We start from the raw sequence: 23,326 nt of genomic DNA, 5'->3' as shown, positions 1-23,326 counted from the left end.
GTTAAAAAATAACAAATTAAAAATCAATGGAATTTAAATCATTAAAAAATATCGAATCGAGTTTTAAGCAACTCCGCATCTTCGGCATTGTCTTTCTCTGTTTGTGTGCTGTGGTCGCAGGCTACTCCACATGGAGTGCCTACGATTTCGCAGAAGCACAGCGACAGAAAATCTATGTGCTGGATAGTGGCAAGTCGCTGATGCTGGCTCTCTCGCAAGACTTGTCGCAGAACAGACCTGTGGAAGCTCGGGAACACGTCAGGCGGTTTCACGAACTGTTCTTTACACTGTCTCCTGATAAGTCCGCTATCGAAAGTAATATCAATCGGGCGTTAGTGCTATCGGATAAATCGGCTTTCAATTACTATAAAGACTTGTCGGAGAAAGGATATTATAATCGAATCATCTCGGGTAATATCAATCAGACCATTCAGGTCGATAGTATTTCCTGCAATTTAGATGCATATCCCTATCAGGTTGTTACCCATGCCCGACAGATGATTATCAGGGAAAGTAATATCACGGAACGCAGTCTGATAACGACTTGTAAACTACTGAACTCCGTTCGCTCTGATAATAATCCGCATGGGTTTACTATCGAAGCCTTTGAGATACGGGAGAATAAGGATTTGAGAGTTCTGGATAGATAACAGCCCCCTAAATTCCCCAAAGGGGACTTGGGTAAACCACGAAAATATGAAAGAACGAATCAAAGAACTTGGTTACTGGTTGGAGGATAAACTCAAAGAGCTATGTGGGGAGATTACTACCGATAAGCGACTCACAGTCATTATCATCATGCTTCTGCTCTTTACAATCTTGAATCTGTACTTCACATTTACCTCGATTAAGACTTGGGGAATGGAAGAGGAACGCAGGGAACAGTTGAAAATAGAACATATGAAAGGACTGGAATTGGAGAAGTCAAAGCCGAAAAAAATGGAATTCGACTTTGACTTTTTAGACTCTGAACTGGATATAGCGATGCCGGATAGTATTATCGTCTGTGCCCCTCTAAATTCTCCCTCTTAGAATAATAATGATAAGTCACTATGACTTTGAGATGTAGTATAAATTATAACAAAAAAATTATATGGCAGATAAACCAAAACTAAGAGAAGAGCAAAAGCAAAAGTTCATCAAGTATGGGATTTTCGTACTGATGGCGATTGTTTGTGCGGGATGTTTCTGGCTGATCTTTGCTCCATCGGACGAAGATATAGCCAAAGAACAGATAGGTATGGGCTTCAATGCCGATATACCCGACCCCAAAAAAGACGGTATTGTTGGCGACAAGATGAGTGCCTACGAACAGGAACAGACACAACAGCGACAGAAAGACAGGATGCAATCCTTACAAGGATATGCCGATATGCTGGAAAGTTCCAAAAACGAACGGGTCATCATTGATTTTGATGACGAACCAAAACAAAACCAATCGGCTTCCACGCCGAAAGCTCCGATTAACAACTCGGTATCGGCTTACAAGGACATCAATCGGACATTGGGCAATTTTTACGAACCGTCCAAAGATGATCCCGAAAAGGAAGCGATGAAACAAAAGCTGGAGGAACTGGAGGCCAAGATGAACGAAAAGGATGATAAGCAGTCAGCTATAGACGAACAACTACTGCTAATGGAAAAATCCTACGAAATGGCAGCGAAGTATATGCCACAGGGTCAGAATCAGGAAGCTCCAAACAATTCTTTAAAAAGCAAGATTGATAATTATGGCAAAAACAATTCGTCTAAAAATGGCAAGACAACGGTTAGCCCTGTTCGGCAGATACAGAAGCATACGGTATCTGCACTGGCTCAGAATATGAGTAATGAGGAACTGTTCCATATGTATGACCAGCCCCGAAATGCAGGATTCAATACAATGGGCGGTGAAGTTGGTATCTCTACCAAAAATACCATTTCGGCGGTTATCCATGATGACCAGACGGTTATAGATGGGCAGACGACTCGTTTGCGATTGACAGAACCATTGGTTGCCGGAACGACACTCATTCCTGAAAATACAATATTGACGGGAGTAGCTAAAGTTCATAGCGAACGATTGGACATTCTGATAGCCTCTATTGAGTACGAAGGAACAATCATTCCGGTGGAAATGGTCACATATGACACAGACGGCCAGAAAGGTATCTACATCCCCGGCTCATTAGAGATGAATGCCGCTAAAGAGATTGTTGCCAATATGGGAAATAGTGTCGGCAGTAGCTTTACCATGACACAAAGCACAGGGGCACAATTGGCTTCCGACCTGAGCAAAGGAGCGATACAGGGCGTATCGGCTTATATGCAGAAGAAAATTCGACAGGTCAAGGTAACGCTCAAATCCGGCTATCGGGTAATGCTGATGCCAAAGGCTAATTAGATAATGTGCTAATATGCCGATATGCCAATGAACGAAAGATTGGCAGAATCAAAACAAGTATTTATAAATCAAACAATTTTAAAAATGAAGAAATATATTATTGCATTTACATTGATGGTAACAACACTCGTTGCCCATGCTCAGACAGAGACAAGTACAAACAATATGCAGGAAGATCTGCAACAGGTGCTCAAGCCTACTTATGGAGATTACTACGAAGGGCTATCCAAGAAAATAACTTTCGATAGGATGATACCTCCCTACGGATTAGAGGTCACATTCGATAAGACAGTACATATCATCTTTCCGGCATCCATCAAGTATGTGGACTTGGGTTCCAATAATATTATTGCTGGCAAAGTCGGAAGTTCGGAAAATGTATTGCGAGTAAAAGCAGCTATGAGACAATTTGAGACGGAGACCAATATGGCGGTTATTACCGAAGAAGGTAGCTATTATACTTTCAATGTGAAGTATGCCAATGAGCCGGAAAAGCTAAATATCGAAATGAAGGATTTTATGCACGACGGTATAGCAACAAACCGTCCTAATAATTCAATGGAAATCTACCTGAAAGAATTAGGTAGCGAATCGCCTCGTATTGTGTATCTCATTAATCGCTCTATCTATCAGAACGATAAACGGATTGTAAAGCATATCGGCTCAAAACGTTTTGGTATTCAATATCTACTCAAAGGAATTTATAGTCACAATGGACTTTTGTATTTACACATGCAAATCAAGAACTCTTCGAATGTAGCTTTTGATATTGATTTTATCCGATTCAAGGTGGTGGATAAAAAGATGATCAAACAAACGGCTGTACAAGAAATGGTTATCTATCCGCTTCGTGCTCACAATTTTATCTCACAGGTCGGTGGCAATCAGACCGAACGAACTGTATTCACGATTGATAAGATAACCATTCCCAATGATAAGCAATTAGTTATTGAACTCTTTGAGAAAAATGGCGGTCGCAATCAGTCATTCATCGTAGAGAATGACGATCTGATACGTGCAGAACAAATCAACGAACTAAAGATTAAGTAAATATGAGGACACTATATATTATTACACTGAGCTTCATTTTGAGTCTTGCCCTTATCGGGCAGGCTCATGGCCAACGCTATCTGCCGGGACAAAAAGGTATTCAATTTACTGGTGGTGCAGTAGATGGTTTTCAGTTCAAGAAGACAGACGGACAGGCTTTCTTCGGAGGTGTGGCTCTATCGACCTATACCAAAAATGGCAATCGTTGGACTTTCGGTGCGGAATACTTGCAAAAGTCATATGAGTATAAAGATATACTGATACCCTTATCACAAATGACGATAGAGGGTGGTCACTATCTGAAATTCTTATCTGACCCGAGTAAAACGGTATTCTTTTCGGTGGGTATTTCTGCTATGGCAGGCTATGAAACGATCAATTGGGGTAAGGAACTGTTGTTCGATGGGGCAACGATTACTTCGGAAGATAACTTCTTGTATGGTGGAGCAGTCAATTTCGAGATAGAAACCTATCTGACGGATCGGGTGGTACTATTACTGAATGCCCGGGAGCGGGTATTGGGCGGCTCTACTGTGAATAAATTCCACACGCAAATAGGTTTGGGCGTAAAAATCATAATCAACTAAGAACTAATTAAATACAATAATAACATGAAGAAATTTGCATCATATATACTATTTACCCTATTGCTGGTCGCAATAGGGTGTGCCTGTAGCGACGATATTGATATTCGTCAGGGTTATACATTTGAGGTTAGTCATCTCCCTGTTCAAAAAAAGCTAAAGGTTGGGGAGACAGCGGAAATTCGTTGTCAGTTGGAGCGTTCAGGAAAATACGACAATGCGAAATACTATCTGCGATATTTTCAGTCCGATGGAAAAGGCAGCTTACAATCGGATGATGGGACGGTATTCTTGCCGAATGATACTTACGAATTGACAAAAGAAACGTTTCGACTGTACTACACTTCTCAGTCGGAGGATCAGCAGGTAATTGATATTTATTTTTCAGATAATTATCAGAACACCTCTTTTTTAAGTTTTTCATTCAACAACGATAACTCAGAGGAGGAAGAATAATGATGACAATGATGGTAATTTCGTATATCTCTACATGGGTAGGGATTATTTATTCGCTGATTACAGCCCCCAGTGACATAGAACTATTTGGTTAAGAAATTGAATAGATTCTGTCGGTTCATTATCATTTTGGAAAGCCTCTGACACGAAGTCAGGGGCTTTCTTATTAGATACTCTTTTATTTATCGGGAGGCACACAGACCACTAACTTATCAAACAAAGGCGTTTTGGTAATGTACTCAACTGTATCAAATGCTTTACCCTGTCTATCAATGTTTATCAAGCCCCAATAGCTGAGAAAACGATTGAAAGTGCGTGAGCAATAGCATCGAGTGAAAAAACCTTCTAATGTTCCGGGTACCGCTGCTTCGAAACTATCTATCAGCATTGGAAAAGCATTTATATATTTCTCGGCATAGAACTCACTCGTTTTGCTCTGATCCCCATATTTATTGACTAAAATAAGCGAAAACGCAACTCCAAACTGTCCGACTTCTTCCATTCCCCAATTATCGAAACTGGACCAATTGAAACGATGTACAAAAAATAAAAACAGATGTTTGAATAAATCGGCATCAGATTCAAGTAATTTTCGGCCCTTTAGTGTAAGACTGAGTTTACTATGTCTTTTCAGGCAGACACCCGATGACACTAAGATGTAGTGAGCCAGAGATATTATATCCGAATCATTCTCTCTTTTCAGTTTTACATAGCCCTGTTCGATATTATCTTCTTTAAAATAGCCCAGATTATACAATTCAATTACAAGTTTTGGAGGTAGATAACCATTAGGAGTCAGTTTCACAGTCCCCTCTCGTTTGATAATCTCAGCCAAACTTTTAATTTGCATGTATAAAGGGCTTTGTACATAATCATCTTTTTTTAGCTTGCGTAGATAAACCACAGAACTTTCTTCAAGGGGATGGTGCAATATGTTGAACATTTCGGAAGGGGAATAGCCTTCAAATTCAGGAACAGGCTGCCCGTTTTTATCATTCATTACCTGATCAAGGGCTTGTTGCAACTCTTCCATTGTAAATTCCTCATTTGGAAGTTCATCCGGGAATAAATTAATTTTCATCATTTTTCTTTTTTACGAACAATATTACAAGCCCCTTTTTCTTCGGCTTGGATAACCTCATACTTATCTAATCTCTCATAAATCTCCCCTAATGATTTACAACCATAACGGCGAGGTTTATACTGAGGATATATCTTTTTCAGCATAAATCCGAGTTCAGACATTGTCGCACTTTCTTTTTCATGGAGATTAAAAGCTTCATCAAAAATATGGGCTTCTTTCTGCAATATAGTTTCCGGAGTATCACCAGCTTCTAATTGAACCCTTGCTATCGGCTTTATATCGTTGTATCTGATCTTTTTAGTATGGTTGGGGTGCTCTATGGGATTTTCAGTGGCCTTATCATCAGTTATAGAGCCATCTTCTTGAAGTTTAGCTTTTCGATTTTGTTCTTTTTCCTTTTTCTGCTTCTCTTTTTTTACCTTCTCTTCGGCAATCAGTTGTTTGATCGATTTTACTATTAACGGCTCTTCTCTTTTGAAGCGTTTGAAATAAATGTCTTCTATAAATTGTGGCAGGGGAGCTTTCCAGGGTTCCTGCTTGTGATTATCAATTTTACCTAATTTATCCGGATTTAGACCTAACTCTCTCGCCATCATAGTATGTTTATCCGACAGGCGATGTTTCTTTTGTGCAACTAACCATTTATCTAATTTTACAGCCATAATACATCAATATCAGTTCTGTGAATTTCTCAGATGATCCTCAATCAGAAATTCATTAACGGTATAATCCTTTGCTTCCTCTTTGGCTATCAGTCCATATTTAGAAACCAACTCATCCAACAGGTTCAGAGGTAAATGCAGATAGACGGCAAAATCGGGGTAATATGATAATCCGAAGCCAAACATAATGCCGTCCTGTTCATTCTCGCAATCAATCATCAGAACACAATAATTGTGTTCGTGGGTAGCATCAATACTCATAATTACTTCAGCATCCGAAATGTCTGTGGGTTTAATACCTTCAGGCATCAGCTCATAATAGTCAAAGTCTTTCCAACCCTTTTTAATATAGGTGGTGTACAGCCCTTGAAGCTGGGTAGTAGATAAATGACTTATATCGTAAAAACGTTCCGTCATGATTTTAGAAGTTTAATCCATACCAAAGTAAGTAAAATTCTATGAACGGAAAACAAAAAAGGGTAGCAAAAATCTACCCCAATGAAAGTTATCGTATCTCTTGAACTTCTTACTTTGAATGTTCAATTGATTTTTTACGAAATTCTTTCAATGCTTTTTCAATAGCCAAAGAAGCTTTACGGGCACGTGTTCCCGCTGCTTTGTTTCCGGCTTCTACTTGCAATGCTGCATCTTTTGCAAAATCAGCAAATAATTGATTCAAATTGTCAGTTAGTTGTTTCATGTTTCTTTTTTTAATTATTTCAGGGACAAAGATAGTTAAATAGACTAATTTCTTCTCATGGTCTTTTGTTTCTTTTCTTCCGTTCAGACTCATGAGAAAAGAAACGGACTGAATTTTTCAGTCCGCCAATAGTTGTATATATAATAGTCTCTGTATCATAGTTCGTTATTCGATTGTATATTTTCCCAAAAAGTTCTCGCATGGCACAATTAAAACGTTTCTGTCCATTAAAAATACATCTGCTTTTTTAAGGGATAGATTTTCGTGTTTAATAATATTGGCACATACCCAAAACTCGTTCCAATCCCATCCGTAAACGGTTAGACGTGTTAGTCTACGACCTATATAGCCAAAATCTTCATGCGGTTTAAATTGCCGTTCCGCTCGGAATATATGATCCCTGTATCTGAACTCATCAGCCTTTAACCCTTTGGTAACGACAATCTTTAGTTTTTCCTTGAGTTTACTTTTTCGGACATAGAAATAGTTCGGTATTTTTTTGTCCATCCTCTCGCAATGTTTCATCGCTTCCTCTATTTCTGCCAACCCTGCTAATAGATCAACTTCATCGGTACAATATCGGGCGTGTGTATAAGTTGATAACTTTTTCATCTTTATGCTGTTTTTTTGTTATTATAATCTGCTAATGCTTTATCTAATGCTGTTTGTAGCTTTGCATGTCCATCGACACGTTGTTGTAATTTGACTTGTGCATCCAACCAAATAGGGTCATTTTCAAAATCATGAAATAATGTTTTTAATCTTTCTTCCTCGTATTTCTTTATGATATTCTTGGCTCTTGTTACCAATCCTTTCCAACGGATAACCTTTGAATACAGGCTGTCATGGTCTAATCTCAACGAAGTGTTTTTGTCAAAATGGCTCTGCCATATACAGATATATTCTTTGGGGTATTGACATTGTAGTTTGGCTGCTCTCCATCTAAATACATAACTGTATTTTTTACTCATATCAACAGGGAGCGTGTATGTATAGAGAATTGCATCGGTTGTATTACAATCTTTAGTTCTGTAACCGATGGATATAATTACCCATCGGTTTACATTCAATTCTTTTTCTATCTGTTGTTCAGCCTTTTGTTGTTCAAAATAGTCATTCATAATAGTATCAATTTATATATTATTTATGCTGCCAATCGTTTTTCAATCAGGGGGATATTCTGCTCTACAAGTTTCAATATTTGATTGTGGTATTCCGTTATCTTATTGGATACCCCTTGACTTTGCAGGATTTTCAACTCAGAAATTGACAGTTCTATTGTCTCTATTCGCTTATTGTCTATACAGGCAGACAGAATAAGAGAATCGGTTTTGAGGTGGTAATTATTTGTGAATAGGCAATGTTTCATTGCGTCACCCTCTTGCATAATCTCCTGGACACTCTCTAATACCCGAATAGTAAGAAGTCCGTCAGAAAACTCAACACCGAAAAATCGGGATTTGGTTTCCTTAAAAAAGGCTTCATCTTCCAATGCTTTACGCCTTGCTTCTTCTTCGTCTACTCGTTTTTGGTACTCTCTACGCTTTCTCACGTATCTGTCATGTTCGGTATGCAGGTCTATCGGGCATACATATTTTGTACTATGCAAGTCTTTCTCGAAAAAGCGGAGTAAATCAATATAGTCACACCACATCTGTACATCCTCTATACAGAACTTGTTTCTCATACAAATTTTGATAGAGGGCCAATAGTCCTGTATATTCTTTGATGTATGATAGGCGAAGTATTGCACCAAACTGATTTGTCTTGCTTTAAGCAATGTTTCGGCTCTACTATTCGAGAGTAGAAAGTGGAGCAAATCGAAAGGAGTGAGTTTATAGAACTCTTTGTTATATCCACTTCTCACAATCTCGGGTATTAGCTTCTGACGAGGATAAACAGCTGTCGGAGTGACGTTGTATAGTGGCTTTTCGGGACGAATTTCAAGATCACTATAAAGATTCCAACGAAAGCTATAAAATCCCATTTGTTTAAGCCTTGCCATAGTCGCAGTTTTCCCATTGGGTGCAATCCACCACTGTACGGCTTCCGTATAGTAATAATCTGCTTCTTTGCCTACTTTCATATTACACTCGACATAGATAAACCGTAATACTTGAAAACCCTCACAGGCTGTGACAATACACATATACTCATAATCCATAAAGGTACGCTTGCGTGTTTCTTCTATTTTTAAGTGGGTATTACAGTGTGGGCAGGAGCAATGTTCTTTGTTGGTTTTATCTTTCCATTTGTGTCCACACTCTAAACAGGTTACAATACTTTTTTTCGATTTGTGACCGATGTGTTCAATACAGTTTTTGTATGCCCACTTGATTTGAGCATTGGTTATCTTCGGTAATTTCTTACTCGCTTCTACGATTCGTTTTTGGAACTTATTTTTTGGTTTCATCTGATAATTATTTTTAGTGTTAATCGAATAGACTGGTTTGTACAGCGGTATTGAGTTGAACTCTTACTGCTTTCTTCTTGGGTTGCATCATCTTGTTATACGCATCATTCTGTGCTTTTTGAATAGCATCCTGTCGTGCCTGTTCTCGCTCCTCAGTGGTTAATTCTACCACATGGTTGACAGAGATTCGGGCATTGATAGGCTTACCTACTTCTATATTTTCGGCTGTATAATAACTTTCAGCCAGTTCGAAAATTTCATCATCATGGAAGCCATTACAACCCGATTTTTGAACTTGGTTTAAAATGTAAATACAGCACTGATCTATATCTCTATCGGGATTAGCGAATGATTCAGCGAACAAAGGGTCTTCTGATGCTCTTTGCTCCAAATGTGTCAATATGGTTCGCGTAAAATAGGCTGTTGATTTCATAAGGCTTTCTATTTTAGTTATTTGTATATATCGTGTACTTGTACCAATAATAAATCTCCATACCACTTTTCTTGTATCTGACCGCTTTTGATCTGGTCATATATGATTTTTATATCTTCTTCACTACCAGAGTAAAGAGTTCCTTTATTATCAATTATCCTCCACATGGCTATTGTTATTTAGGTTTAATACTATTTCTAACTCGGTTCTCTGACTGGGGGAAAATATCCACCCTGCCTGTTTTTCATCCTTATGTGTCAATCTCGGATTGAATTTTCCCCCCATCGCTTTGAGTAAATCTTTGATGGCTTTGGTATCTCCGAAAAGGGCGATTGCTTTTTCGGAATAATCGACTATCTCGAAAGAAAGGTTATCGGATTCTATCTGTATGGCTGTTTGTTCATTCTCTGTCGTCTCTGTCATATCAGATTGCTTGCTCTGTTGGTTCGCTTTGATATGGATAGCATCGGGACAGCCAGCGATATACGAGAAGTGCTGTATAGCCTGTTCCTTGCTCCCAATAGACTCTTTCTTAATTATCCAACCGCTGTAATAGCTTTCTCCTAAATAGTAGCCTTTTCCCATGCTGTATTTTTCCCTATTCTCATATTCTTCGTTATGCTCGGATAGGTGGGCGGTTTCTTCAAAATTGGATGCACATTTTCTCATTTCAGAAAATATGTCTCGTGTATGCTTGGAAAAGCCAAGTATCACGGTACGCACAGTAGATGCCCCATAGTAGTCCGTTTGTGAATCGGATTCGTCCTGTTTCAAGCAAGCGATAATTAAGGCTTTGGTATCTTCGGGGAGATTGTTTGTGAGCCATTCTCGACCGATAACTCTTATTTCCTCTCTTTGTTTTTCTTCGGCTCTCTGTACTTCCATTTCATCTACATGTTTGGCTTGTGCTTTGGCTAAGAGTACCGCTACTTCTTCGCTGGTCTTGAATGTCGGGTTCTTATCATCGTAATAGATACCTATACCGAATTTCTCGCTCAATGGTTGGATCAGTTCGCTTGTATGGAAAGAATAGTCTTTGAGATTGATTAGCTTGTAATGTACTCCCCATTGGTCTTTTTTGATTTCATAGACTACATATTTTGAATAGCTATACCCCTCTAACTGTACGATTTGGTTCACACTTACAGTTTGTGTATCTGTATCTATTTCTTTTCCTGCGAATAGTAAAAATTGCTTTGCCATGATTGTATATTATTTGTATAGGTTAATAATTGAAATGTTATTTGCTTCTGCTCTGCGGACTGTATAGCCTGTGCCACTGCGAAATGATTGATTGTAATAGGCTATCAGTAAAGAGCAATGTTCTATCATGTAATCGTTACGATGTAGAAAATAACAGTCATAGTAGCGAGGGGATAGTATAATATTTGATGTTGCCTTGTTTGCTATATGGATATAGCGTTGCATGGATTCATTTCTGAAATAAATATGATGCCCTGCATAGGGTACAGCGCAGAATAGTTGTATATCGGTAAATTCCTGTTGCAACTCCAATACAATTTCTGCTGCCAGTAAATCGAATCCTACTGCACCACCTACAATGAATGTAGTATAGCCGTTGTGGTACTGCTGACGGATTGTATGTGTTAATTCTTCTTTCAAGGGAGCAATAGCGTTAGGGTTAATATGGCGATGCCCTGTAAATGCGACTGTCTTTGACTTGTTAATATGTATATTATCCATAATGATTTGATTTTAAAGAATGAATACTACGATTGCCATGCAGATAAGAATCAGACAAAGTATAGAAACTAAAGAGAGTATAATCCGAATGGACAAACGAATGATCCTAAGGATGCTACGAAGAAGTATATATACTCCTGCTACCCACAATAGTGATGCTCCCGTTTTGGTCACACACCACACGCAAACACTCAAAAGAGCCACTAATACAACCCACAGCCCAAATTTTATGATGATTCCAGAGGTGAGGGAGTTTTGTTTCAATATTTTTCTTTCATTTTTCATACAATACGACATTTTTTTTTGCGTCATCCGCCGGGTCGGTCGTTTTATGTTTCAAGGGCAACATTAGGTATAGGCATTTTAGAGAGGCATATTTTTTCTTAAATAAATACGCTCGCCCGATAGGGAAAGAGGAAGATTTATTTTGAAAACCGCAAGGCTCCGAATATGAATACCTAAAATCCATACATACCTTTGCCCATTGAACTAACGACCGACTCAAGGGTGACACAATTGTGGAGTATTGTAAATGAAAAGTGAAAGGGAAATTCTTTTATTAGATATTGATTTTGCTTCAAGTATGGCTCACGGGCATACCATTGCCACAAGTGTACAGTAGGGACGGATGTGCTCTTGGTTACAGCTATCCGAGACTGTCTTTCCGATAGTATGAGGTTTGGAACGACAATATCCGGTGCTAACGTATATGATAGAGAACAAATCCGAAGCAGGGAGGAAAGAGGGTCGCAGGATAATATTTAAAATCAAGTATTAGAAAATGAATATGAGAGCTAAGACGTTAAACCATCAATTAATTGTATTTTTGTTTTTAATACTTAATTGATAATCAAATGGGAATATTCTCTTTCTTTAGAAAAAAGAAAACGGAACAAATCACACCTGTATCAAAATGTGAATTTAAACAAACTGAAAATCCGGATAATACTGTACAAATAGCAGAGGAAGATATTACCATAGTGGAAAATGATATGGAGATTATTATCCCTGTTGATGATGATGCTATAGAAGAATTAGAACCGGATATTTATGAAGAGCTGGAAGACTACGACCCGACATTGGATTTGTCAAATTACTGTTTCCCTTCAGTTAATCTTCTTAAAGTATATGAAGATATTAGTGCAGATACGGAAGAAGTCGAACAAATTCAAGCCAAGATAACCTCTATATTACAAATCAATAATATTGAAATAATTTCTATCAATGCAAATGTCGGATATGTAAACACTTTATATGAAATAGTTCCAAAAGCAGGATTCCGTATTGCCAGAATCAAACAATTAAAAACGGATTTGGCATTTGCCCTTTTAGTTTCTCAATTAACTATTGAGCCAATAATGGAAAGGGGAGTGATCGGAATTATTATCCCTAATAAGAATTTTCAAATACTACCGCTGCAAGCATTAATTGCTTCCCGAGGGTTTCAGGAATCTGATTTTGAGCTGCCCTTAATTATGGGCAGGACGATGAAGGTTCAGAATTTCATAGTCGATTTGACTGTACAACCTCATATCCTTATTGCCTGGAAAATCCAGTGAGCGTTGCCCCCTCGTGCCAAATCTAAATTGACCCCTGAAAAAACTTTATGATTACCCCTAAATTATCCTGGTCGACGGGGTCATTTTTATTTTAGATTTACTTGTTTTTGTCTACCTTCATTTTTCTCACACTCTCACCGGTAAGTTCTATCTGATGCGCCGAGTGGACGATGCGGTCAAGAATGGCATCAGCGACTGTTGGTTCTCCTATTGCATCATACCAGTTGGCAACCGGTAATTGTGAGGTCACAATGATAGATTTGCGCTCATGACGATCTTCGATGATGTCAAGCAATATTGAACGTTCTTTAGCGTCAAGAGGAACAAGAAAGAGATCATCAAGTATAAGTAACTGACATCGTTCTATTTTCTTGAGTTCGGCCTCGAAGATCCCCTTTGTCTTTGCAACTTTTAGCGCTCCCATAAGTTTGGATGCATTGGCATAGTTAGTTCGTATTCCGTTCTTACACGCCTGATACCCAATGGCTGTTGCAATATAACTTTTGCCGGTTCCGGATGAACCGGTAATGAACAGATTCTTTCCTTGACGGATAAAGTCAAGCGACGAGAGCCGTTCTATATGGTTGCGGTCGAGACTTCGATTGATGGTATAGTCTATATTCTCAAGATAAGCCTTGTATCGAAAGCCGGCCCCTCGAATCAGGCGTTGTATGGAGGCATCCGAACGATAGTCCCATTCACGAGCCAATAGTAATGAGAGGAAGCCGTCAGCAGTCATAGACTCGGCAACGGTGGACTGCAGGCTTTCCTTAAAGGCGGCAGCCATACCATGCAGCTTCATACGGTTCATCAGATCCAGAGAAATGATATTTTGGTCTTTCTCCTGAGTAACGGGTGCGGTTTTATTATTTGTTTCCATTGTTGTTGTTAGTTTTTGTTGTTGATTTTGAGAAGTATTCACGTCCACGGATGTTCTTGTGGTGCGGAAGTGATAAGTTGGTGTCCGAGTCCTGATCAGCCTGTGGCAGAAAGTCTGCATCATCGCCCCGGTTCAGGATACCGATAACATCTTGATATCCGTAAACGCGCATCAATGAAGCACAGGCGCATGCCGCCACAAGCCTGTCCTGTCCGAAGGTCTTTTCCAAGGCTAGGATACCTCTGCATGAGCGGAAGGCCTGAGGCATATATTTCTTCTGCGATGCTACATCCTTGAGATAAAGCAAGACGATATTATCTATCTGAGTAGCTCGTTCAAAAACCTCGTCCAGATCCTTTTCGTAGCTACCATGCCTACCGGGAAGATTGTGTGCCTCCTTCCGAGTGTAGCCATAGGGAGTGTCATCACGCTGGTGGGTTGTTACCAGCCGCAGGCCATAGAAGATATCGAGAGTATCAGCATCGTAAACAATATCGACACGCTTGCCTACATATTCCTTTGGCACGCTGTAATGATGCTTCTTGAGAGTTACATAGCTATTACGCATCACGGTCACAGATTTGCGTTCCTTCATCTGATACCGCACAGAGGGTAAAGTTCGTAGATAGTCTTTTTCTACCTCTTCAAACAACTGCCTGCGAGACTGATTGCGTCCGGTAAGTTTTCTCTCGTTGAAACGACTTAGAGATTGGATAATGCAGGCATTGAGTGATTCCAAATCATGGAACATCAGACCTTCGAGATCGGTATAAACAGACTTGTACATCAGTTTTACAGCGTTCTCTACAAGGGCTTTGTCTTTTGGGTGCCTGACACGTGCCGGATATACACTACAACCATAATGCTCGGCAAAAGCGGCAAAGTCTTCGTTAATAACCGGCTCATTGCGATTGCTCCGAGTTACCGCCGACTTCAAATTGTCAGGGACGATTGCAAAGGGCACACCCTCATAGAAGTGTAGTGCATTCTCACATGCTTTTATAAGGTCTTCTTTCTTCTGCGACCAGACTGCCTCACAGTAGGTATAGTGGCTACAAGGAAGGATGGCTACAAAAACTTCAACGGATCTGACTTCGCCTGTTTGCTCATCAACAACCTCTAGACGGTCGCCCGCAAAATCAATATACAGCTGGTCTGCGGCGTAATGCTCAACGTGACCCACCGGACGTGATACAAGCCGATAACGTTGTATGTACGCGCCGAAACTTGCATGACGGAATCCACCCGGATGCTCTCGCCGGTACTCTTCATACAAAGATTTTACTGTCACTCCTTTGCGTGTAAGTCTTGCGGCATACTCAGGTAAGAGCGCCTCCAGTTCCAACTGACGCACTGAAGGGGTACGTTCCCTCTCACCGCTGCTTCCAAACATCTCCTCAAGGCGCTTCGCCGGCATGGACTGAAGCTGCTCCATTGGCATACCACTCTCTTGAAACAAACGCACATACTTGCGCACTGTGTTACGGGATAGCTCAAAGGTCGCGCTGATACCTTTTATACCCATCCCCATTGCATAGCAATGAAGAATGTTTGCTAATTTTGTTGTCATAGTAATTTTAGTTTTAACCCATCGACCAGGAGGGTAAATCTAAATTACATAAAAATCCCCTGTTGGTTTATATTCCGACAGGGGACATTTTTATTTTGGCGAAAAGGGTCAAACATATTTTGGTACATGGGGTCAATTTAGACTGGCACGAGGGGGCAACGCTCACTGGATTTTCCATTGCCGGAGCTACCGGACAGGGAAAATCTGTTTTGCTAAACAACATGATAATATCATTGCTATACAAAAAGCATCCGGCAGAACTCAAGTTTGTACTAATTGATACTCATATAATAGAGTTTAATCTGTACTCTCAGATTGAAAAGCATTATCTGACTAAACTCCCTGATTCTGAAAAGGCTATTGTTTCAGAGACTTACAAGGTAGTGCGAACACTACAATCACTGTGCAAGGAGATGGATGACCGCTATGAACTCATATCTAAAAGTGGTACAAAAAATATCCGTGAGTATAACCAAAGGTTTAAAATACGTAGATTGAATCCACTTCAAGGCCATCGCTTTTTACCTTACATCGTAGTTGTAATTGACGAATATTCAGATTTAGCCATGATTTCGGGTAAGGAAACGGAATCATCATTAATACAACTAACCGGAAAAGGACATATAGCCGGTATCCATATTATTTTAGCAACTCAACGTCCTACAAAAAATATTATTACAGGTGATCTAAAAGCTAATTTTCCTGTACAGATAGCCTTCAAAGTTTCTGACTCTCTAGAATCGAGGATAATAATTGATAAAAATGGAGCAGAAGACCTATCGGGTAGAGGTGATGCTCTATATTGTAATGAGATGAATACAACCCGGATACAAGTACCGTATGTATCGACAGAGGAAATCAGAGAGATTGTTTGCTTCATTGCAGATCAACAGGGATATTCACATGCTTATGAATTGCCGGAATACATTAGTTCTTCCGATAACTATAGCCTCGGGAGTATTGATCTAAATGAGAGAGACCCTTTGTTTGAAGAAGCGGCCAGATTAATCGTTGTACATCAACAAGGTTCGACTTCTCTTATTCAACGCAAATTTGTAATAGGTTATAACAGAGCCGGAAGACTAATGGATCAACTTGAAGTTGCGGGTGTTGTAGGCCCTACACAGGGAAGTAAGCCACGTGATGTATTAATTATCGATGAATATAGCTTAGAACAAAAAATAAGTTCATTAAATAAAGGTAATTAGCAGTTTTGTAGGCTTTTACCTTTCTGTATTGCTTTTATGATATTCCTTCGGGCAGTTTTTAAAGATGGAGGAAGCAGACTCGGTTCCATAATATCCAATGCTGCACAATATTCCTTCAGTAATTCGGGTATTGTTCTGCACATTTCATAAGCAAGTTTCATGCAAAGTGTTGTTGTTCCGGGAGCAGCTTTCCGGGAAAGCATTTCATCTAAACAATAATCAAGAAAATCGACACGGGGAGGGTTTGCCAATGGTTGCCTGTATAGTAAATGCAGCAATAATCTTTGTTGTGATGGATGCGTGACAACTAATACCCTGTCAATCATTTCATTCTGTTTTTGATACAACCATTCATTCTCATAGAGTGAAAAATGGGTCATTATCCAAAGCGCATTTGTGGCTATGGTATCATCTTCATCGAATGCGAAGTTATATAGCTTTTGTTTCTCCTTATTATTATTTTGAATCAGATAAGTTATTTCGTGAATATCGTCCATCCCGATACGGGTGGATAATCTCTTTCTCAAGTTAAAAGGAAGCTTGTTATTGTTCTGCTTTTTCTCGAACATGAATATTATTCTTGGTTTTTCTTCCATAAAAATGAAATTTATAATAACTGCAACGCTATCTCCGCACAAGCTTCCGCATCAGCCAAAGCATTATGATGATCAGTCAGAATATAGCCACAATCTTCGGCAACCGTATGTAGTTGATGATTGGGTAAATGTTTCAACTGGTGACGTGATGCAGCCAACGTACAATAGAATACATAATTGGGATAATCCATCCGATAAGTCCGAAAGACTGCATTCAGACAGGATTCATCAAAACCTTTGTTGTGAGCCACTAAAGGTAGATTTACGATAAGTGGCTCAACTTCTCGCCAGACTTCCGAGAATAGCTTTGCATTGTCGGTATCTTGGACTGTTAAGCCATGAACTTGACTATTGCCATAACAATAGTAGTTTGGTTCGGGTTGAATCAAACTATAGAAGCGTTCCGTTATAATACCATTGCGTACTACAACAATACCAACACTACACACGCTGGATAATTCCTGATTGGCTGTTTCAAAATCTATGGCTGCAAAGTCTCGGAGCATATATTCTACTTATCTATTCAACAAAAATAAGAAAAGCCTTCCACATAATTTTGTGAAAAGCTTTCCGAATTCAAAAATCGCCTATTTAGGCTTTTGTTTTTATTTACTTCGCCGTCTGTTCATTTTTTGAGCCAGCATATCCATATCCTTACTGATCTTCCGGTCTGTTATTTTTGCATATATTTGAGTCGTTCGGATGCTGGTATGCCCCAGCATTTTAGATACGCTTTCTATCGGAACTCCGTTCGACAGGGCGATTGAAGTGGCGAACGAGTGCCTTCCAACATGGCAGGTAACCGTCTTTGTGATTCCACATATTGTCGCAATTTCCTTTAAGTATTCATTCATCTTTTGATTGGAAACAACGGGCAAACATTTACTGTTTTTCTGCTTTCCCTTATATTTTTCTAATATAGCTTTAGGAATATCTAACAAGCGAATATTTGAATTTACGTTTGTTTTTTGGCGTTTGGTCATTATCCATAGATTTCCGTCAAAGGCTTCTTTGATATCTTCATCTGCCAGGTTAGCCATATCGATGTAACTGAGTCCGGTAAAGCAGCTAAAAATAAAAATATCCCTAACCTGTTCCAATCTTCCGGTAATGAATTCTTTGTTATATATCATGTGAATCTCCTCTTCTGTCAGAATCTCCCGATCGACAGATTCGAAATGTACCCGAAAGCTTTGGAATGGGTCTGCCATAGTTTCGCCCATATTTTTAGCGAAATAAACAATCTTACGCAAGCGTTGCATGGTCTTCATCGAGGAGTTATTTTCACAATTACAGTCTTTGCGAAGATATAGATAGAAATTCTCTAATACAACAGGAGTCAGATCTCGTAAAGGAATATCGGATATATGATATTTCAATTTTAGAAAATCCTGTATACGTTGTTTGACTAACTGATACCGAATAAAGGTTGTACGGGTGGTATTGATACCAACTCTATTTGCATACTGCTCATTATGCAAATCAATAAATTCGATTAATGTTTTTGCCCCTTTTTCAAGCCCTAAGACTTGGTTTCTAATCTTCTCGGGAAGAGCATAATCATATTCGTCCAACTGTTTATTGTACGATTTTCGGATAGATACATTCAAATTCTCTAAAGAGTCATTGATGTCCATTATTTCCTTAGTACGTCCGATGGCTTTTCCTGCTTTGGAATCCCAAACTGCGGGATTTACGCTTATCTTACTGTTGAATTGGACGGATGTCCCGTTAACTGAGATTTTAACCATAATAGGTACGGTTTTGTCTTTCTTCGGTTGATTCTTCCGCAGATAAAAAAGTGTCTTGAATGTTGATCTCATAATCTTCAATTTTAAAATTACAAATTACTTGTTTAGTTATTGAAGAATACAGGACAACTCTGCGACAATCGGCAGTAAATGAGAGTTTTTTGCTAAAACAACTACTAAATTTGTAAAAAAGGATAGTAGTAGTTATTCAGTAGCTAATTCTGACTTTTAGTAGTCTTTTTCCTGCCTCGACTTGTCATAGGTTTTGACATCGGGCTATAAAAAAAGTCTTCTAAAACATTAGTTTAGAAGACTTTTGATCTCTTTTGGCGTTCAACAGACTGTTAGGTTCTGTTCGCTTAGTGATCCGAGCGGGATTCGAACCCACGACCCACAGCTTAGAAGGCTGTTGCTCTATCCAGCTGAGCTACCGGACCATCCTTTTTGCTTTTTAGCGAGTGCAAAGATAGTATATTTTGGCTAAAATAAAAGATTTTTGGCTAAAAGTTTTCATAATGGAATATCGGAGATGATACAAAAGATTATAAATTCTTGCCTGTATCAATTACATTTACTAATTTTACATCCGAACAATAAAACTACTCCGATGAGAATGTAAAAATCTTATATCATACACAGGTTTATTTCTCAATTGTTTAACTGACTATACAGTACAGCGCATTAGCCTGTTTTAGTCTATACTTTCCGCATATGTAATTAAAAGAATATAAGCACACAGGCTTAATATTTATATTCGTCAGAAGAAACGGATATGATTTCTGCTATCATCTCCGGTAGCTTTATTTCGTGTTTAATCCAATCAAGTACTAACATTTTAAATTTAAGAAGTATTATGTGTATTTCGGTACAACAACTATCATATATACATCCCGATAAAGAAGAACTTTTTCAGGATATCAGTTTCTCTATAACCAAAGGCCAGAAAGTAGCTTTGATAGGCGATAACGGTTCGGGTAAATCTACACTGATGCATATATTGAAAGGGGATTTATTTCCCGTATCAGGAAAAGTGATCCGTACTTCACATCCATATTACATACCTCAGCATTTCGGGCAATATAACCGGGTGACTGTAGCGCAGGCCTTGCGAATGGATGATAAATTAAGGGCATTGCATGCAATTCTCAATGGTGATGCTTCAGCCCGAAACTTTTCTATCCTTGATGACGATTGGGATATAGAAGAACGTTCCCGGATAGCCCTGTCTCTGTGGGGACTGGACTATATAGATTTTTCAACATCGCTCGACAGCCTTAGTGGAGGCGAGATAACGAAACTTTTTCTGGCAGGCATCGGGATACATGAACCGGGACTTATCTTGTTTGATGAACCCACAAACCATCTTGACTATCATTACCGGGATAAATTGTACGATTTTATATCCTCATCTCGTAAAACAATGCTTATTATCAGCCATGACAGGATGCTGTTGAACATGCTGCCCGAAATCTATGAATTGAGAAAAGATGGAATTGCTTATTATGCAGGAAATTACGAGTTTTATAAAATGCAAAAAGAACAGGAAATGAATTCGTTGCAGGCAAAGCTCGAAGAACAGGAAAAAGAATTGCGCCGGGCCCGTAAGATTGCACAGGAAGTTGCTGAGCGAAATCAGAAACGGGATGCCCGTAATAAGAAAGATATTCAACAGAAAGGGATAGCCCGTATTATAGTCAATACACTCCGGAATAAGGCCGAAAACAGTACTGCAAAGCAGAAAGATGCACACGAACAGAAGATGGGTTCTTTGAGGGAAAATATCGGCGATATCAGGAAATCCTTGCCTGATATGAAATCAATGAAAACAGATTTCAGTACATCCGCGTTGCATGCGGGAAAGATTCTGATTACGGCGAAAGATGTAAATTTTGGCTATGGAGCCGATCTCCTGTGGAAAAACCCATTGAATTTTCAGATAAAAAGCGGTGAGAGGGTATTGCTAAGAGGAAGTAACGGGTCGGGTAAGACCACTTTGCTACAATTGTTGACACGGCAATTGCCCCCACAGGCCGGAATATTGACAACGGCTGATTTCAGTTATGTATATCTCGACCAGGAATATTCCATTATCAATAACGATCACAGCGTTTATGAACAGATAAGGCAATTCAGTACGGGACTACAGGAACATGAGATAAAGACAATACTCAACCGGTTTCTTTTTTCATACTCCTCATGGGATAAAAAGTGCGGCTTGCTTAGCGGTGGTGAAAAAATGAAGCTGGCTCTCAGTTGCCTGATGGTATCGGCCAATACACCGGATGTATTTATACTGGACGAACCCACGAATAATATCGATATACGAAATGTAGAAATACTTACTTCCACAATCAGAGATTATAAAGGAACCATATTACTCGTTTCGCATGACCAATATTTTATCGGACAGATGAATATCGATTATGAGATAGAACTTCAATGAATTGGATCATGATGTTAATTTAATGTTCTGTTTTTTCTATTACACGCAATCAAAGATTGCTTGTGTCCCTTTTGGACAATGCCAAAATGAGGACAAGCCCGGCAGGGCGCGACAAACTTAAACCGAAAGATGAAAGTTGTTACAAAGAACGCTTATGTGAAAAAAACAGAACATTAAATTCCACCACCGATTAACATCATGATTCATCGCCCTATTTTATCCTCGCATTATACGAATCCGAATAATGATATTTCATTTGAAGGGTAAAGAGATCATCCTTACTATTGTGCTTCACATTCAGTTCGTCCACTATTACATACCGCTTTGTAGACAGTTCATAGACAGCTGCCGACGAACTTATTTCTTTCAGCCATTCGGCTACTTCACGTGTTATCGGTGAGGTCTGGGCGCTGAACTGTTCGGTTACATCCTTAGTGAATACTGATTCTATACGGCTGCTGATCGTATAATCCGGTGTTTGGGTGCGATGGATTGTTGTGGTTTCCGATTTAAAATCGGTCTGTTCCATTCCGCCGAAATTGAAGGAAGACCATCCGCCCAGCGAGTTCAGAAATGCAAAATCATTTACATTATAAAGGCAATCGGGGAGCATTCTAAAGGTAATGGGTTTACTCACAGCCTTCCCGTCGCGGCAAAAATGCACCCTTATGATGCCTGCTTTTGCGTATTTGTCCGATACTACGTTGTCTATATCGAGGCATGCGGTATTTATGGCGTTGTACTTATCTTTATTTTGTACATCCGAAATTTCACAGCCCAGATAACTGCCGGCTTGTGTATAGATTTTGTATAGTATTCCCAGCCTGCACTGTGTGTCGTTGCTTTCGGGGCCGGAATCGGAGAGGATAAAATTGAAATATTGCTTTTGCCCCCTGATATGCGTAAGCACGGGTTGCCGGGTCAACGGCTTTATCTCATTATTTTGACTGACATCGTAAACATATTCCGATAAATTATTATTTTCGAGATTGCGGTCGTATCCGGTAATGGCAAACAATACACCGGAATAATAGAATGTTTCCGTGTCGACTCCATTGAAACGCTTGGCAACAAAACGGTAATCAGTCATTGTGCCCGTATCATACCAGCCTTTTCCTTCGAGGAATTTGTCCGAATATAAGTTCGCATTGAGCCACATTGTATTCATATCGAACCACAAAGGTTCCCCGAAGTAAGACTTGGACAGGGTAGTGGCATAAGTTCCCATTTTGGAATGATCCTTTATGCCAGGCAGTATATCAATGTCTTTGTAGATGTCGAGCTGTATTTCGCAATTCTCGTCGTCTCTGAGGATGGAATCGGGGTGGTATGATTGGGTGTAATTTCCATTGATGCTTATAAATTTGCTGTTTTCAGGTTTGAACGATTTTAAAGTGTACGCCCTGCCGGAACCTTTCGAGACTATATTGATTGTTGTTCCGTTTTCAATCCCGGTTTCATTCACGATAAGGGGTATCGATATATGGAAATTTCCTTTGAAGAAAGAATCGGAAAACAGGCATTTCCTTATGTTTTCCGTTGTAATGGCAGCGCTTTCCCTGTTTATATGAAATGTGGTATTGCTGACTTTACTCTTATCGTCTGTACCTGTGAATCTATGTAAGGTGCCTGATAATGTGTCGATAAACTCAAATCCGGTTTCACTTTCCTCTATATCTTTTACTCTTAAAACCTGTAAGTTGAAATCGATTTTATTGTTTAATGATGTATCTTTCCCTATCACACTTTCGAATACTACAAAATTGGGATTCCCGGCTAAAGAAACTATTTCCGGCCCCTCTATCTTTGCTGTTTCATTTATTGTATATTCCATTTTCTACCGTTTTTTA

26 protein-coding genes, 1 tRNA gene and 1 pseudogene are annotated in these 23,326 nt (G+C 39.3%); 9 read left to right on the top strand and 19 right to left on the bottom strand.

The annotated features are described in order from the left end of the window. Positions 1-26 precede the first annotated feature (26 nt). From traK to ACYQ3L_RS18025, 6 genes are all read left to right on the top strand, one after another. Entirely contained in the window at positions 27-650 is a 624-nt protein-coding gene (traK, locus tag ACYQ3L_RS18050) for a conjugative transposon protein TraK (RefSeq protein ID WP_379998875.1), read from the top strand. A gap of 46 nt (positions 651-696) precedes the next feature. Beyond that, positions 697-1,032, top strand: a complete 336-nt coding sequence (locus ACYQ3L_RS18045) for a TraL conjugative transposon family protein (RefSeq protein ID WP_379998873.1) — start codon at positions 697-699, stop codon at positions 1,030-1,032. A gap of 61 nt (positions 1,033-1,093) precedes the next feature. Beyond that, positions 1,094-2,383 (top strand): conjugative transposon protein TraM, encoded by a 1,290-nt coding sequence (traM, locus tag ACYQ3L_RS18040; protein ID WP_379998871.1) that lies wholly within the window; start codon positions 1,094-1,096, stop codon positions 2,381-2,383. Positions 2,384-2,467: 84 nt separating this feature from the next. Next, positions 2,468-3,433: a conjugative transposon protein TraN gene (traN, locus tag ACYQ3L_RS18035; protein ID WP_379998869.1), complete on the top strand. Its 966-nt coding sequence runs from the start codon at positions 2,468-2,470 to the stop codon at positions 3,431-3,433. 2 nt (positions 3,434-3,435) lie between these two features. Next, positions 3,436-4,020: a conjugal transfer protein TraO gene (locus ACYQ3L_RS18030; RefSeq protein ID WP_379998867.1), complete on the top strand. Its 585-nt coding sequence runs from the start codon at positions 3,436-3,438 to the stop codon at positions 4,018-4,020. A 24-nt stretch (positions 4,021-4,044) separates the two neighbouring features. Then, entirely contained in the window at positions 4,045-4,473 is a 429-nt protein-coding gene (locus tag ACYQ3L_RS18025) for a DUF3872 domain-containing protein (RefSeq protein WP_379998865.1), read from the top strand. A 178-nt stretch (positions 4,474-4,651) separates the two neighbouring features. Here the strand turns inward: ACYQ3L_RS18025 and ACYQ3L_RS18020 are convergent, their stop codons facing one another. From ACYQ3L_RS18020 to ACYQ3L_RS17965, 12 genes and pseudogenes are all read right to left on the bottom strand, one after another. Then, on the bottom strand, positions 4,652-5,557 hold the full coding sequence (locus ACYQ3L_RS18020; protein ID WP_379998863.1) for a hypothetical protein: 906 nt from the start codon (positions 5,555-5,557) through the stop codon (positions 4,652-4,654). Then, positions 5,554-5,781 carry an OST-HTH/LOTUS domain-containing protein gene (locus tag ACYQ3L_RS18015; protein WP_379998899.1) on the bottom strand — a complete coding sequence of 76 codons (228 nt, stop codon included), beginning with the start codon at positions 5,779-5,781 and terminating at the stop codon, positions 5,554-5,556. Before ACYQ3L_RS18015 ends, ACYQ3L_RS18020 begins: the two co-directional genes overlap by 4 nt. A 126-nt stretch (positions 5,782-5,907) precedes the next feature. After that, a pseudogene (locus tag ACYQ3L_RS18010) lies at positions 5,908-6,219 on the bottom strand (hypothetical protein); the annotation flags it as partial. 12 nt (positions 6,220-6,231) lie between these two features. Further along, positions 6,232-6,636, bottom strand: a complete 405-nt coding sequence (locus ACYQ3L_RS18005; protein WP_379998861.1) for a hypothetical protein — start codon at positions 6,634-6,636, stop codon at positions 6,232-6,234. 109 nt (positions 6,637-6,745) lie between these two features. Further along, the gene (locus ACYQ3L_RS18000; RefSeq protein WP_291031373.1) at positions 6,746-6,919 is read right to left on the bottom strand and encodes a histone H1; all 174 of its coding nucleotides are present in this window, start codon (positions 6,917-6,919) and stop codon (positions 6,746-6,748) included. Between the two features lie 165 nt (positions 6,920-7,084). Then, positions 7,085-7,531, bottom strand: a complete 447-nt coding sequence (locus ACYQ3L_RS17995; RefSeq protein WP_296952589.1) for a hypothetical protein — start codon at positions 7,529-7,531, stop codon at positions 7,085-7,087. A 2-nt stretch (positions 7,532-7,533) separates the two neighbouring features. After that, positions 7,534-8,040 (bottom strand): hypothetical protein, encoded by a 507-nt coding sequence (locus ACYQ3L_RS17990; RefSeq protein WP_379998858.1) that lies wholly within the window; start codon positions 8,038-8,040, stop codon positions 7,534-7,536. A gap of 23 nt (positions 8,041-8,063) precedes the next feature. Further along, on the bottom strand, positions 8,064-9,332 hold the full coding sequence (locus ACYQ3L_RS17985; protein ID WP_379998856.1) for a PcfJ domain-containing protein: 1,269 nt from the start codon (positions 9,330-9,332) through the stop codon (positions 8,064-8,066). 19 nt (positions 9,333-9,351) lie between these two features. Next, positions 9,352-9,765, bottom strand: coding sequence for a PcfK-like family protein (locus ACYQ3L_RS17980; protein ID WP_379998854.1), 414 nt, complete (start codon positions 9,763-9,765; stop codon positions 9,352-9,354). A gap of 17 nt (positions 9,766-9,782) precedes the next feature. After that, positions 9,783-9,932 (bottom strand): hypothetical protein, encoded by a 150-nt coding sequence (locus ACYQ3L_RS17975; protein ID WP_379998852.1) that lies wholly within the window; start codon positions 9,930-9,932, stop codon positions 9,783-9,785. Further along, positions 9,916-10,968: a fusion protein gene (locus tag ACYQ3L_RS17970; RefSeq protein ID WP_379998850.1), complete on the bottom strand. Its 1,053-nt coding sequence runs from the start codon at positions 10,966-10,968 to the stop codon at positions 9,916-9,918. The genes ACYQ3L_RS17975 and ACYQ3L_RS17970 overlap by 17 nt, the downstream gene beginning before the upstream one ends. 9 nt (positions 10,969-10,977) lie before the next feature. Next, entirely contained in the window at positions 10,978-11,469 is a 492-nt protein-coding gene (locus tag ACYQ3L_RS17965; protein ID WP_379998848.1) for an SLOG family protein, read from the bottom strand. A gap of 854 nt (positions 11,470-12,323) precedes the next feature. Here ACYQ3L_RS17965 and ACYQ3L_RS17960 point away from each other — a divergent pair. Next, on the top strand, positions 12,324-13,028 hold the full coding sequence (locus ACYQ3L_RS17960) for a DNA translocase FtsK (RefSeq protein WP_379998846.1): 705 nt from the start codon (positions 12,324-12,326) through the stop codon (positions 13,026-13,028). 97 nt (positions 13,029-13,125) lie between these two features. On the opposite strand, the gene istB is transcribed toward ACYQ3L_RS17960, so the two are convergent. Further along, positions 13,126-13,908, bottom strand: coding sequence for an IS21-like element helper ATPase IstB (gene istB, locus ACYQ3L_RS17955; protein WP_459952321.1), 783 nt, complete (start codon positions 13,906-13,908; stop codon positions 13,126-13,128). Continuing rightward, entirely contained in the window at positions 13,895-15,478 is a 1,584-nt protein-coding gene (gene istA, locus ACYQ3L_RS17950) for an IS21 family transposase (RefSeq protein WP_380002093.1), read from the bottom strand. Before istA ends, istB begins: the two co-directional genes overlap by 14 nt. A 95-nt stretch (positions 15,479-15,573) precedes the next feature. Here istA and ACYQ3L_RS17945 point away from each other — a divergent pair, with 95 nt between their 5' ends. Next, positions 15,574-16,686: an FtsK/SpoIIIE domain-containing protein gene (locus tag ACYQ3L_RS17945; RefSeq protein ID WP_459952449.1), complete on the top strand. Its 1,113-nt coding sequence runs from the start codon at positions 15,574-15,576 to the stop codon at positions 16,684-16,686. On the opposite strand, the gene ACYQ3L_RS17940 is transcribed toward ACYQ3L_RS17945, so the two are convergent. The 4 genes from ACYQ3L_RS17940 to ACYQ3L_RS17925 all read right to left on the bottom strand — a co-directional run bounded on the left by ACYQ3L_RS17940 (position 16,683) and on the right by ACYQ3L_RS17925 (position 19,470). Continuing rightward, positions 16,683-17,282: a hypothetical protein gene (locus ACYQ3L_RS17940; protein WP_380001915.1), complete on the bottom strand. Its 600-nt coding sequence runs from the start codon at positions 17,280-17,282 to the stop codon at positions 16,683-16,685. The two genes, ACYQ3L_RS17945 and ACYQ3L_RS17940, sit on opposite strands and share 4 nt — an antisense overlap. A gap of 11 nt (positions 17,283-17,293) precedes the next feature. Further along, positions 17,294-17,788 (bottom strand): 3'-5' exonuclease, encoded by a 495-nt coding sequence (locus ACYQ3L_RS17935; RefSeq protein WP_380001917.1) that lies wholly within the window; start codon positions 17,786-17,788, stop codon positions 17,294-17,296. Positions 17,789-17,887: 99 nt separating this feature from the next. After that, the gene (locus ACYQ3L_RS17930; protein ID WP_380001919.1) at positions 17,888-19,105 is read right to left on the bottom strand and encodes a site-specific integrase; all 1,218 of its coding nucleotides are present in this window, start codon (positions 19,103-19,105) and stop codon (positions 17,888-17,890) included. A gap of 291 nt (positions 19,106-19,396) precedes the next feature. After that, positions 19,397-19,470: transfer RNA gene (locus ACYQ3L_RS17925), tRNA-Arg, on the bottom strand. Between the two features lie 416 nt (positions 19,471-19,886). On the opposite strand from ACYQ3L_RS17925, the gene abc-f reads away from it, so the two are divergent. Beyond that, positions 19,887-21,476: a ribosomal protection-like ABC-F family protein gene (gene abc-f, locus ACYQ3L_RS17920; RefSeq protein ID WP_380001921.1), complete on the top strand. Its 1,590-nt coding sequence runs from the start codon at positions 19,887-19,889 to the stop codon at positions 21,474-21,476. A gap of 211 nt (positions 21,477-21,687) precedes the next feature. Here the strand turns inward: abc-f and ACYQ3L_RS17915 are convergent, their stop codons facing one another. Continuing rightward, a complete protein-coding gene (locus tag ACYQ3L_RS17915; RefSeq protein ID WP_380001923.1) occupies positions 21,688-23,310 on the bottom strand; it encodes a hypothetical protein in 1,623 nt (540 codons plus the stop codon). Positions 23,311-23,326 lie beyond the last annotated feature (16 nt).

The sequence above is a fragment of the Dysgonomonas termitidis genome (assembly GCF_054657735.1).
This window is presented reverse-complemented; position numbering and strand designations above follow the sequence as displayed.